This is a genomic window from Polynucleobacter sp. es-GGE-1 (genome assembly GCF_018882005.1).
Lineage (GTDB): Bacteria > Pseudomonadota > Gammaproteobacteria > Burkholderiales > Burkholderiaceae > Polynucleobacter.
This window is the reverse complement of sequence record NZ_JACVPE010000004.1, coordinates 168,625-180,720: the sequence shown is the minus strand read 5'-3', so window position 1 is coordinate 180,720 and position 12,096 is coordinate 168,625. Positions and strand designations below refer to the sequence as shown.

General features: G+C 46.7%; 10 protein-coding genes. 2 read left to right on the top strand and 8 right to left on the bottom strand.

Annotated features, from left to right (window positions below):
* The first annotated feature begins 76 nt into the window (after positions 1-76).
* Complete coding sequence (locus ICN35_RS04125; RefSeq protein ID WP_215296399.1) at positions 77-616, top strand: hypothetical protein; 540 nt, start codon at positions 77-79, stop codon at positions 614-616.
* A 64-nt stretch (positions 617-680) separates the two neighbouring features.
* On the opposite strand, the gene ICN35_RS04120 is transcribed toward ICN35_RS04125, so the two are convergent.
* The 3 genes from ICN35_RS04120 to ICN35_RS04110 all read right to left on the bottom strand — a co-directional run bounded on the left by ICN35_RS04120 (position 681) and on the right by ICN35_RS04110 (position 4,443).
* Entirely contained in the window at positions 681-2,561 is a 1,881-nt protein-coding gene (locus ICN35_RS04120; RefSeq protein ID WP_216124481.1) for a TRAP transporter large permease subunit, read from the bottom strand.
* Positions 2,554-3,222 carry a TRAP transporter small permease subunit gene (locus ICN35_RS04115; RefSeq protein WP_215296401.1) on the bottom strand — a complete coding sequence of 223 codons (669 nt, stop codon included), beginning with the start codon at positions 3,220-3,222 and terminating at the stop codon, positions 2,554-2,556. Before ICN35_RS04115 ends, ICN35_RS04120 begins: the two co-directional genes overlap by 8 nt.
* Positions 3,223-3,327: 105 nt before the next feature.
* Entirely contained in the window at positions 3,328-4,443 is a 1,116-nt protein-coding gene (locus ICN35_RS04110) for a TRAP transporter substrate-binding protein (protein ID WP_216124479.1), read from the bottom strand.
* 234 nt (positions 4,444-4,677) lie between these two features.
* Here ICN35_RS04110 and ICN35_RS04105 point away from each other — a divergent pair, with 234 nt between their 5' ends.
* The gene (locus tag ICN35_RS04105) at positions 4,678-5,664 is read left to right on the top strand and encodes a D-glycerate dehydrogenase (RefSeq protein WP_216124478.1); all 987 of its coding nucleotides are present in this window, start codon (positions 4,678-4,680) and stop codon (positions 5,662-5,664) included.
* Between the two features lie 87 nt (positions 5,665-5,751).
* Here the strand turns inward: ICN35_RS04105 and ICN35_RS04100 are convergent, their stop codons facing one another.
* The 5 genes from ICN35_RS04100 to ICN35_RS04080 all read right to left on the bottom strand — a co-directional run bounded on the left by ICN35_RS04100 (position 5,752) and on the right by ICN35_RS04080 (position 11,849).
* Positions 5,752-6,045: a hypothetical protein gene (locus ICN35_RS04100; protein ID WP_215296404.1), complete on the bottom strand. Its 294-nt coding sequence runs from the start codon at positions 6,043-6,045 to the stop codon at positions 5,752-5,754.
* A gap of 12 nt (positions 6,046-6,057) precedes the next feature.
* A complete protein-coding gene (gene glp, locus ICN35_RS04095) occupies positions 6,058-7,371 on the bottom strand; it encodes a gephyrin-like molybdotransferase Glp (RefSeq protein ID WP_216124477.1) in 1,314 nt (437 codons plus the stop codon).
* A complete protein-coding gene (gene mobA / locus ICN35_RS04090) occupies positions 7,368-7,973 on the bottom strand; it encodes a molybdenum cofactor guanylyltransferase MobA (RefSeq protein WP_216124476.1) in 606 nt (201 codons plus the stop codon). The genes glp and mobA overlap by 4 nt, the downstream gene beginning before the upstream one ends.
* Positions 7,973-9,109 carry a GTP 3',8-cyclase MoaA gene (gene moaA / locus ICN35_RS04085; protein WP_216124475.1) on the bottom strand — a complete coding sequence of 379 codons (1,137 nt, stop codon included), beginning with the start codon at positions 9,107-9,109 and terminating at the stop codon, positions 7,973-7,975. Before moaA ends, mobA begins: the two co-directional genes overlap by 1 nt.
* A gap of 94 nt (positions 9,110-9,203) precedes the next feature.
* Positions 9,204-11,849 (bottom strand): Rne/Rng family ribonuclease, encoded by a 2,646-nt coding sequence (locus ICN35_RS04080; RefSeq protein WP_216124474.1) that lies wholly within the window; start codon positions 11,847-11,849, stop codon positions 9,204-9,206.
* Positions 11,850-12,096: the final 247 nt, after the last annotated feature.

Below are 12,096 nucleotides of genomic sequence, written 5' to 3'. Positions count from 1 at the left end.
GTTTTCAGAAGATAAACCTCAATTGATTACACTTTAGGCATTCACATGAATAAAACCTGTCAAGAAAGAATGGACTATGGAAGAGTATCGGCTACAGATCGATAAAACAGCAAAACCGTTATTGATTATCGATTACACCTTTGGGAGTGATCGCAGTTTGGAGTTAATGAAATCTACCAACTTACCAACTGCTCTGCAAAATGCTAAAGTAAAAACGGAGTTTGATTTAGCGCATGCCTGGAGCGACTTTGCCCGTAAGTATTTACAGAAAACAAAAGAGATTGCGGCAACCCCTATTTGCTGGCAAGGTCATTACGATCAGTTGGGTCGCGTGATGCTTGAAATGATGCGCTTAAGCAGAGATAAGCAAGAGATGGACGATAAAGAGGGTGTTTATGAAATGATTCCCAATCTTGAAGAGATTCCCTTTGTGAGTAAACCCTCTCGTCTTGAGGATAAGATGTTTTGCCGTATTTGGCTTTCCTTAATTCGCCATCCAGCCTTTATTGAGATGGAGTTAGATGAGGATGAGCTGGCAGCATTCAATTACTGGCAAGGTTTATTTACGCTGGCTTTGGGTAAGACGAATAGTGAGTTGCTAAAACAGGCTGCTTAATTCATTACAGTGGACATAAAAAAGCGCTCCCTTAGGAGCGCTTTTTTACTGAAACTACCTAACATCAACCTCCGTAGAGGAACTTCGGTAGCCACAATGTCATACCTGGCCAGATGTACATGAAGACCATACAGGCAATCACAATGAACATGTAAGGCATCATGCCTGCAAAAATCTGATTGAGTGTGACGCCCGGCGGCGAGACACCCTTGAGATAGAAGGCAGACATCGCAACCGGTGGTGACAAGAATGCTGCTTGCAAGTTCACAAATACCAAGGTTCCCCACAAGAGCGGATCGATGTTGAAGTGAGCTAACAAAGGCAAGAAGATCGGCACGAAAATAACAATAATTTCAGTCCACTCTAAAGGCCATCCTAGGAAGAAGATGATCGCTTGAGAGAGCAGCATGAACTGAATAGGCGTCAGATCTAACATGAGCACCCATTTTTCAATGATCGATTGACCGCCCAAAATCGTAAACACAGCCGAGAAGAGTGCTGAACCTACGAACAACCAGCACACCATCGATGTTGTTTTAGCTGTCAAGAAAACGGCTTGCTTAGTGCGCTCAAAGTCTAGGGTGCCCGCTTGTAGTGCCAGAATGAAAGCACCCAATGCGCCCACTGCAGCAGACTCAGTTGCGGTAGTAATGCCAAGCAGGATGACAGCCAAGACTAAGAGAGTCAGCACGCCTAGAGGCATGACAGACTCAATCAATAGTTTGAGGATTTCAAACTGCTCTTCATCTAACTTAATGTAGTAGTAAATGAGTAGCAAGCCGAAGAGGATGCAGGTCAGGCCAAAATACAGCTCGAAGTTTTCTGGTGGTCCAGTATCAGCTTCTGCCACGGCGCCAGCTTCAGTAGGATCATCTCCAGAGGCAGCATCGAGAGCAACCAAAGGTGCATCTTCTTCAACCTCTTTGGATTTACTAATGTTGTTGGAGGTAGCATCAATAGCTACTAGAGTCTCCTCAACCGGCTCTGCAGCGCTTGTAGAAGCTTTGGCAACTTGTGTTGCTACTGGCACGTTCAAGGCATCTTTTGCAGATTGCTGATGAATCATGACGTACCACCACACTCCCCACATAGTCACTGCAACCAAGATTAATGGGGTTAATGCAGCCAATACATTTTTGAAAATTTTCCCAAAAGATAACTTTGCGTCAACCGGCGCATTCAATAGTTTTGCTGGCGAGAACAAAGCTTTAAATGTGGCAAGCAGCATATTGCTTGCATAGTTCTCACGCAGGAAACGAATCGTCGGTGGAATTGGAACGATGAGTTGCTCTGGGGGTAGCTTCGGTGCGACTTTAGGATTAATTAAAGCCCAACCAATGATGTACACCAAATATAAGAATGCCAGGAAGAAACCTGGCACCATCGCCGCAGCATAGAGCTTAACGACAGATTGGCCTGCAACAGCCGCATACACAATGATCATTACTGAAGGCGGGATCAAAATGCCTAAGGTGCCTCCAGCGGTAATAACACCAGCAGCAAGCCGTGTATCGTAACCTGCATTGAGCATAGGCTTCATGGCAATCACACCCATGAGAACAACTACGGCGCCAACGAGACCACTTGCGATACCCCAGAAAGTACAAACAATCAGAGTAGCTACAGCCAATGAGGCCGGTACACGACGAAATGCGAGCTGAATACTGTAGAACATCTTATCTACCAGCGCCCCTCGTTCCATCACATAGCCCATTAATACAAAGAGCGGAATGGATAGCAGGACATCATTCGTCATACCCCCAAAAGTTCTTTGCACCATGAGAGTAAACACTTTGTTTGCAGCCCAGCTTTGTGAGGGATCATAAAACGCTGCAAAACCAAACATCATTCCTAAGCCCATCAGGGTAAAGGCGGTTGGGAAGCCCAGCATGATTACAACAATAATCAAGCCGAGCATGGCTAAGCCAAGAATTGGATCACTCATGATTTATCTCTTTAGTTTGACCAATGCGATGGTGTGCTGCTTCATCGATATTTTTGGCATTTTTGATTGCGAGTTGACGGGCTTCTTCATCAACGTGAGTGGAAGAAGCTAACTGCTGTTCAATCACATCGATTTCTTCTGCATCTTTTAAGCGGGCTGGCCATTCGCCTGTCTTGAGGCAAAGAATGCAACGCATAATTTCAACCACACCTTGCAAGAGCACAAATGCGCCTGCAATCGGAATGATGGTTTTAAATGGATAGAGGGGCGGACCATTAGCAATTTGAGTCGTGTGTTCGCCGATGCGCCAAGATTCTGCTGCATAGGTATAGCCTGCATAAACCAAAGCGGCAATTCCAGGCAGGAAAAAAGTAATGTACAAAATCAAATCTAGAGTTGCTTGTGTGCGGGGTTTCATGGAGCCATAAAGGAAGTCGCCACGAACGTGTCCGTTTTGTGCCAAGGTATAGGCGCCACACAGCATAAACAGAGTGCCGTATGCCATGACAGATAGCTCACCAATCCATGCCGATGGGGAATTGAATGCATAGCGCCGAACAACGTCTGTAAAGACCATCAGCATCAGTAGAACCACAAGCCAAGCAGCAGCTTTGCCTACAAAAGTGCTGATTTCATCTACTCTCAGCATGAATTTATCCATGAAATACTCTCCTAAAACAACTATTTATTTCTCTGGGGAAATATAAAAAACCGGACGGGGGTACCGTCCGGTCAGATACTCTTAAAACGCTATTATAAAGGCAAATTAAGCCTTGAAGTAATGGTCGTAGGCGATCTTCATATCTACGTTTACAAGCAAATCCCAGCGAACTGCGCGTTGGGCAAAGGCTTTTTGTGAATCCAGTACCTTCTTGAACATTGGGAGTTCAGCAGCCTTTTTCGCAATAATCTTGTCCCAAGCATTCAACTGGGCTACCAAAATAGACTTCGGCGTAGCGTAGAACTTCACCTTGTCTTTGGTTTGTAGCTCAGCGAAGTCTTTGGAATAGCGATCGATTGCTTTCCAGGACATATCAGCAGAAGCTGCTTGAGTACCATAGCTCAGAATGGCTTGAAGATCAGCAGGCAAGGAGTTGAATTTCTTCTTATTGAAGATAATTTCAAATTGCTCTGAAGACTGGTGGAAGCTTTGGAGCATGTTGATCTTAGATACGTCTGGGAAGCCGAGGATACGGTCTGAAGACGCGTTATTAAACTCAGCTGCATCGAGAACGCCGCGATCCATCGCTGGAATAATCTCGCCGCCAGGCAAGGCCTGAACTGATGCACCCATATCGGTGAAGATCTCAATCGACAAGCCAACAGTACGGTATTTCAAGCCCTTCAAATCATCCGTTTTAGCGATTGGCTTTTTAAACCAGCCTAATGGCTGAGTTGGCATTGGACCATAAGGGAAGGAAACGACGTCGAGCTTAAGGTCGCTATAGATCTCATTGAGCAATTGCTGACCACCACCATATTGGTTCCAAGATAGCAATGTATTGGCATCCATACCAAAAGCAGGACCAGATCCCCATAGTGCTAGTGCTGGGCTTTTGCCGTACCAGTAAGCCAAAACGCCATGGCCGCCATCCAGTGTTCCACTAGATACAGCGTCCAACATATCGAAGGCCTTTACTACTGAACCAGCTGGTAGCACTTCAATTTTGAGGCGACCACCTGACATTGCATTCACTTTAGTAGCGTAGTCATTGGCGTACTCATGGAAAATATCTTTTGCTGGCCAGGTAGATTGAAAGCGCAAGTTCACAGTTTGCGCAGAAGAAATCATTGGGAAAGCCATTGCAGCTGCGCCGGCACTGCCAACGGCTGCGTTCTTTAAGAACTTACGACGTGGGCTGTTGTTGGTTGTTTCAGACATCTGTATCTCCTATGGTTGTTGCTTTTAATAAATTACGGCTTAGTAAAACAAAATCTTACTAAGATTAATCGAATTCGCTAGCTAGGGGGTTGAGGGTTTCCCCTTGTTGCTCAGGGTTTTTATTGTGCATTGCAATAATAAAACCCTGAGCTGAGATTGCGAGGGTCATGGCACTACCCTAGGTAAACTACCGCTGATGCAAAAAGCAATTGATCGATTAATAAAAGGGTATTCATGAGCAATAAACCAAAAGTTTTGGTAGCGAGAGCAATATTTCCGGATTTACTCGCAAAGTTAGAGGAATCCTTTGAGGTTCGCTCCAACCAGGCAGATCAAGTACTCACGCCAGAAGAGCTCCAGAAAGAACTCGAGAGTGTTGCTGGTGCATTAGTGACTGGAAGTGAGCGTATTGATGCTGCCGCTTTGGCTCACGCCAAAAATTTGAAGATCGTTGCCAATATCTCCGTTGGCTATAACAATTTTGATGTGCCGGCAATTACTGTGGCTGGTGTAATGGCTACTAATACGCCCGATGTGTTGACCGATACCACTGCTGATTTTGGTTTTGCCTTATTGATGGCAACCGCCAGACGGATTACTGAATCTGAACATTGGGTGCGTGGAGGCCATTGGGATAAATGGTCGATTGTGCATAACCCTTTGGGTATGGATTTGCATCACAGCACCATCGGCATTATTGGAATGGGTCGAATTGGCCAAGGGATTGCCAAGCGCGCACTCGGTTTTGGGATGAAGGTAATCTATCACAATCGCAATCGTTTATCTGAGGTTGACGAAAAAGCCTGTGGCGCGAGCTATGTGTCTAAAGAGGAATTACTGCGTACTGCCGATCACGTTGTTTTGGTTTTACCTTACACGCCAGAGAACCATCATACTATCGGTGCGAAAGAAATTGCACTCATGAAACCCACTGCGACCCTTGTCAATATTGCCCGGGGTGGAATTGTGGATGATATGGCTTTAGCTCAAGCACTCAAAGACAAAAAGATTTTTGCTGCTGGCTTAGATGTATTCGAAGGTGAGCCGAAGGTCAATCCTGAGTTATTGAAATTAAGCAACGTAGTGTTAGCTCCACACATTGCGAGTGCAACTGAAAAAACCCGTAGAGCAATGATCGATTTGGCGGTTGAGAATTTGCGTGCAGCACTCGCTGGTAAGAAACCACCTAGCCTAATTAATACCGAGGTATTTAAGGGGTAGTTAGGAAAGATGTTCTTAAAGAGCAATAAGTAGAAAGTAAAAAAGCCGAGAAATTCTCGGCTTTTTATTTGAGTATGCTGGCCTCAATTACTCTGCGTCAACCTCTTCTGGAAGATCGCGCAAAGCTAATTCAATACCGCCAAATTTTCCAGCCACCCAGTTGTAGACTTTGCAGGCAATCCACAGTAAACCAAATCCAAGAAGTGCATTGAGAATCAAGGCAGATAGCACGGTAAATCCAGGAATCGCGCCATCACGAATAAAGGCTACAAATAAAGCTAATAAGACGATAGGCACAGAGAAGCATAAGTAAACTAAGACCAAAGTTTTAGCGGTATGAGTTGGATCTAGGAAGACAAGTTCTTTTTTAGTTAGTTTCATGATGACGCAATCTTAAAGCAGTCCATCGAAAAGCGCTATATCAACCCAGTCACCCGTAGCAATATTTCCCTGGTCGTGACCAAGGATGACAAAGCAGTTTGCCTCACTCATGGAGCGCAAAATTCCTGCCCCTTGGCTACCCGTCAGCCTTACGCTGGGTTTGCCTTCAGCATTGCGCCCCAAGATGGCGCGTTGAAATTCTGTGCGACCGGGTTTCTTACGAATAGCTGTTTCAGTCACGGCTTGTACTAGTGGCGGTTCAGTTTGACTGGCGCCATTGAGTTGCAAGAGGGCGCTTCGGACAAATTGATAGAAGGTCACCATTACCGCAACCGGGTTACCTGGAAGACCAAAGAAGAGAGTCTTGCGGGCGCTAGATGTTCCAGGAATGGGCTTGAGGATTCCGAAAGCCATGGGGCGACCAGGGCGCATCGCAATTTTCCAGAAACCAACGTCTCCCAACTCTTGCATAATTTGTTTAGTAAAGTCTGCCTCACCAACGGATACGCCACCAGAAGAAATCAATACATCCGCCTTGGCAGCTGCCTCAATGAAAGCTTGCTTGAGCGATGCTGGATCATCACGCACAATGCCACAGTCGACGATGTCTAGATCTAGGCGATTAAGTAAACCGGTCAGACTGTAGCGATTGCTGTCATAAATGCTGCCGGCAGTGAGAGACTCCCCTAAGGAGCGTAGCTCGTCACCTGAAGACAAAATAGCCACCTTTAATTTGCGTCGTACTTTAAGGGTAGCAATACCCAGCGATGCCGCTAAACCTAAATCGGAGGGGCGCAATAATCGACCAGCAGTAATAGCTGCTTTACCTTTTTGTAAATCTTCTCCACGTAAGCGACGGTTCTCGCCTGCCTTGAGTTGATCAGATTTGAAACTAATAGATTCATGATTGCTGGTGGTGAACTCTTGGGGTATCACGGTATCACAAGCAGCGGGCATCACCGCGCCAGTCATGATCTTGAGACATTCACCAGCTTGAATCTCACCCTCATAGGGCTTGCCTGCTAAGGCAGTTCCTGCAACACGCAAGCTAATTTCATCAGCGTTTGTTTCCAGACATTGGCCATTAAATGCATAACCATCCATTGCAGAGTTATCTGCGGCGGGTACATCGATTGGCGATAGTAAATCTTCTGCAAGAATCCGATTAATCGCGTGGTCTAGTGAAACCGTTTCGATGTCAGTATGATGATGCATAGTTTGAGATTCTTGAAGCAACTCACTGACTAAATCAGCGATAGCCTTGCGTGCCTCATCAACGTGCAGTGATGAAGTTAGCAAAATAGGGCTATTGGGTGAGTGCTTCATGCAGACGCTGCTTCTAAGGATTGCAATTCTTCCGGTGTGTTGATATTGGCAAATGCTCGGGCATCGTCAAAAATCACGGTGCTACTTTTTAATTCTTTAAACCAGCGATCAATCTTGAGATCACCTTTCTGTAGAAAAGCATCTAATGAATCTTGTAAGTCAGTACGCATCAGGCAGAAAACAGGCTGCGCCCAAACTTTGCCATCTGCCTCTTGACTAGAGGCATAGACCAATTGATAGTCGCCCCGCTCTAATTCAGTAGCAAGTTTTGCAGCGAGATCAGTTGGCAGTAGCGGTGAATCACATGGGCTAGTCATGAGATAAGGCGTTGTGCAAGCCTTCAGTCCAACCGAGAAACCTGCCAAAGGCCCTGAGAAATCTGGCGTTTCATCCATGATGACGGGGTAGCCATACCCAGCGTATTTAGTGATATTTCGATTGGCATTAATCAGCACTGAGCCCACTTGTGGCTTGAGTCTGGTGAGCGTCGCTTCGATCAAGGGCTTTTGATGAAAAGGAATCAGGCCTTTATCGATACCCCCCATGCGCTGAGCACGGCCACCCGCCAGAATCAGTCCAGTAATGTGTTCTGTCAGAATCATTAGCCACCGATATAAGACATTTCGACCTTGCGATTGCCAGTCGATGGGTTGGCGGTATGCGAGCCTCGAATTTCGGAGTAATGATCATCACGCGCAGACCAGGTATTCATAATGGCATTGGCGATTTCTAAATCACTTTTTCCAGAACGTAATAAGGTTTTGAAATCAAATCCTTCATTGGCAAAAAGACAAAGATACATTTGGCCATCGGTAGAGATACGGGCACGAGTGCAGTCATGACAGAAGGTTTGCGTCACACTAGAGATGACACCGATCTCACCAGAGCCATCAGCATAACGCCAACGCTGCGCAACTTCTCCGGTGTAATTCGCTTCAATAGCTTCCAGAGGAAATACTTCATGAATACGAGCGATCACTTCTTTAGAGGGAAGCACTTCGGCCATATTCCATCCATTCGAGCTGCCCACATCCATAAATTCAATAAAGCGCAGAATGATGCCGCTACCTTTGAAGTGTTTGGCCATGGCAACGATCTCATGATCATTCGTTCCCTTTTTCACAACCATATTGACTTTAATGTTCTCAAAGCCAGCTTCTTGGGCGGCGTTAATACCATCCAAGACATCAGCCACTGGAAAATCAACATCGTTCATCTTTTTAAAGATCGCGTCATCCAAGCCATCAAGACTTACTGTCAGTCTTTGTAGTCCAGCGACTTTGAGAACCGCAGCCTTCTTACGCAGGATGCTGCCGTTAGTTGTGAGGGTGAGATCTAAAGGCTTGCCCACAGGAGTGCGCACGGCTGCCAACATCTCAATGAGTACTTCTAAATTCTTGCGCAACAATGGTTCACCGCCAGTCAAGCGAATTTTCTCAACTCCAAGAGTTGAGAAAATGGTGGTGAGGCGCGTAATTTCTTCAAAGCTTAATAACTCTTGATGCGCTAAGTAAGGATAGTGTTGATCGAATACTTCCTTTGGCATGCAATACGTGCAGCGGAAGTTACAGCGATCAGTGACAGAGATGCGTAGATCACGCAAAGTACGGCCACGAGTATCTTGAGTGCGATCATGGGGCGCCAGTAATTCCCCGCCAATAGAAGGCGTCAGGCCTTTGCCTTCATCAATGCGAATAGGAATGACTTTGGACGTTGCGGGGATTACTTTTTCAACCATATGCTGAATTATGGCTGTGAAACGGGGTTTCTGCCAAACCGCCCAATATCCTTTTGGGATACGAGGCAGTCTGGAGAAAAAGTTTTAGTAAGTCTTAAACCGTTTTTTCTTGGCCACCGGTTTCAACTAAGACCATGGGGCCATCAGGCAGGGTTGCGGCTGGTTTAGGTGTTCTGCCTAAGTTATCCGCAACGGGTTCTGCCTGAATCTGGTTTTGTGCTTCAGCATGCTTAGAGGAATCAGTACCCACCCAAATCATGCCGGCAGATTCCACCACGCTATGCAAAGGAGTTTCTTCAAGTGCCTGGAAAGCAACTTTAGGAAGCTCTGGTACAGGTTTAGCAATCACCTCAACAGTAGAAACTGCCGCCACCATTGCAACCGGTGCTGCAGCTGGAGTAGTAGCTGTGTTTTGAGCTGGACGATTTGATTGACGTGGAGGGCGTGGCGCTCTCTCAGCTCTTTCTTGTTTTTCCGCAGCGGGCTTTGCATTACCGAAACTATTGGCAAGATTCTGAATCGGCATAGATGCGGATGCACCAGCCATGCCTACAGGAGGCCCACTAAATGGATTTACTGATGGTGCTACAGAAACTGCATCACTATTCTCAGTGCGCTCATCGCGTTCACCACGTTCATTTCTACCGCGACCACGACCACGACGATTGCGACCACGACCACGACGCTCTTCACCTTCAGCACTTGGTGCAGCTTCGCTACCAGGACTAGCTTCAGTTGCAGGGGTTACTGCAGCCGGGTTTGCTTGACGCTCAGGTTTTGGGCCGTTTTGATTACGGTTGCCATTGCGATTATTGCGATTGCCGTTGCGGTTGTTATTGCCTTCAGTAGCTGCACCATCAGCAGCATTGGCTACTGGACGCTCAGCACGTTCACCGTTGCGATCATTGCGTTCGCCACGACGATTGCGGACACGATTACGATCGCCACCATTACCGCCATTACCATTGCGACCTTGATTACGACCACGGTTGTTACTTGGCACTGATTTCTCTTCAGTTACTGGAGAAGAAGAGAAGAGTTTCTTGATAAAGCTAAAGAAGCCGCCAGAACTCTCAGCCGATGCTGTTTCAGTACGCGCTGGACGCGGCTGACTCATAGGCGCAGGTTGTGTTGGTGTAATGCCTTTGACTGCTGCTTCTGGGCGAACCTTGACTTCAGCATCCTTGCGGCTCACTGTCGTGTCAGTCTCTAATTCGCGAGCAGCCTCTTCAGCCATCACGTAGCTTGCTTTTTGATCATCTAAACGAGGATCGTCATGACGCAAACGCTCTAACTTGTAATGCGGTGTTTCTAAATGCTTGTTCGGAACCATCAAGACATTAACTTTGAAGCGAGTTTCAATCTTGATGACTTCAGCCCGTTTTTCATTCAAGAGGAAAGCAGCCACTTCGACTGGAACCTGTGTATGAATCGCTGCTGTGTTCTCTTTCATTGCCTCTTCTTGAATGATGCGCAGAACTTGTAATGCAGATGATTCGGTATCGCGGATGTGACCAGTGCCATTACAACGTGGGCAGGTGACATGGCTACCTTCAGAGAGAGCAGGGCGCAAACGTTGGCGTGACATTTCCATCAAACCAAACTTAGAGATCTTGCCCATTTGAACGCGTGCACGGTCATGACGCAAAGCATCGCGCAGGCGATTCTCAACATCTTTTTGAGCCTTGCTCGATTCCATATCAATGAAGTCGATCACGATCAAACCACCCAAGTCACGTAAACGGGCTTGACGAGCGATTTCATCGGCAGCTTCTAAGTTAGTGCGGGTTGCAGTCTCTTCAATGTCGGAGCCACGGGTAGCACGTGCTGAGTTGACGTCCACGGAAACTAAAGCTTCAGTGTGGTCAATCACGATCGCGCCGCCAGAGGGCAATGGCACAGTGCGTGAGTATGCAGTTTCAATTTGATGCTCAATTTGGAAGCGAGAGAACAAAGGCACATCATCTTGATAACGCTTTACTCGTGGCAAATTGTCTGGCATCACGACAGACATAAATGCCGCAGCTTGTTCATAGATATCATCGGTATCGATGAGAATCTCGCCGATATCTGGCTGGAAGTAATCGCGGATTGCGCGGATTACCAAGCTCGACTCGAGGTAAATCAATAGCGGGGCTGAGTTACCTTTAGCGGCTTCATCAATGGCTTTCCACAACTGCATAAGGTAGCTTAAGTCCCACTGCAATTCAGTAGCGTCTCGACCAATACCAGCCGTGCGGGCAATGATGCTCATGCCATCAGGAACTTCTAATTGGGACATGGCTTCACGAAGTTCTTGACGGTCTTCACCCTCAATACGACGGGAGACACCACCTCCACGAGGATTATTTGGCATTAATACCAAATAACGACCTGCTAGGGAGATAAAGGAAGTGAGGGCGGCGCCTTTTTGGCCGCGCTCTTCTTTTTCTACCTGAACAATGATTTCTTGACCTTCGCGCAGGGCATCCTTAATGGAAGCATTGCGAACATCAACACCTTCTTTGAAATAGGCTCTGGCAACTTCTTTAAAAGGCAAGAAACCATGACGCTCTTCACCGTAGTTCACAAAGCAAGCTTCTAGGGAAGGCTCAATACGGGTAATAACACCTTTGTAGATATTGCCTTTGCGTTGTTCGCGACCGGCAGCTTCGATATCAATATCAATGAGTTTTTGACCATCGACGATGGCAACTCGCAACTCTTCTTGTTGAGTTGCATTAAATAACATGCGTTTCATAACACTCTCCTATGGGGGAGGGTGAAGTAAGCGCGCTGCGTTAGGGGACAAGTTAGATGCCGCAAAGGACTGAGCCTAAGGCGGTATATAAGTGTGGTTCATGCAACTCTAGGCACTTTTTGCCTAGTTCACCCAGTTAACTGTTGGTTAATTTGGTGCCACACTTGACGATCGCCGCAGAGACCTCCTTTAGGTCATCAATGCAGGCGCGCGCCTGAAAACTGTCTTCTAATCGCGGGTCGCGGCA

Excerpts from the sequence above, each read along its gene's own strand:
- ICN35_RS04125 (WP_215296399.1), top strand. The coding sequence starts at position 77 with ATGGAAGAGTATCGGCTACAGATCGATAAAACAGCAAAACCGTTATTG.
- ICN35_RS04120 (WP_216124481.1), bottom strand. The coding sequence starts at position 2,561 with ATGAGTGATCCAATTCTTGGCTTAGCCATGCTCGGCTTGATTATTGTT.
- ICN35_RS04115 (WP_215296401.1), bottom strand. The coding sequence starts at position 3,222 with ATGGATAAATTCATGCTGAGAGTAGATGAAATCAGCACTTTTGTAGGC.
- ICN35_RS04110 (WP_216124479.1), bottom strand. The coding sequence starts at position 4,443 with ATGTCTGAAACAACCAACAACAGCCCACGTCGTAAGTTCTTAAAGAAC.
- ICN35_RS04105 (WP_216124478.1), top strand. The coding sequence starts at position 4,678 with ATGAGCAATAAACCAAAAGTTTTGGTAGCGAGAGCAATATTTCCGGAT.
- ICN35_RS04100 (WP_215296404.1), bottom strand. The coding sequence starts at position 6,045 with ATGAAACTAACTAAAAAAGAACTTGTCTTCCTAGATCCAACTCATACC.
- glp (WP_216124477.1), bottom strand. The coding sequence starts at position 7,371 with ATGAAGCACTCACCCAATAGCCCTATTTTGCTAACTTCATCACTGCAC.
- mobA (WP_216124476.1), bottom strand. The coding sequence starts at position 7,973 with ATGATTCTGACAGAACACATTACTGGACTGATTCTGGCGGGTGGCCGT.
- moaA (WP_216124475.1), bottom strand. The coding sequence starts at position 9,109 with ATGGTTGAAAAAGTAATCCCCGCAACGTCCAAAGTCATTCCTATTCGC.
- ICN35_RS04080 (WP_216124474.1), bottom strand. The coding sequence starts at position 11,849 with ATGAAACGCATGTTATTTAATGCAACTCAACAAGAAGAGTTGCGAGTT.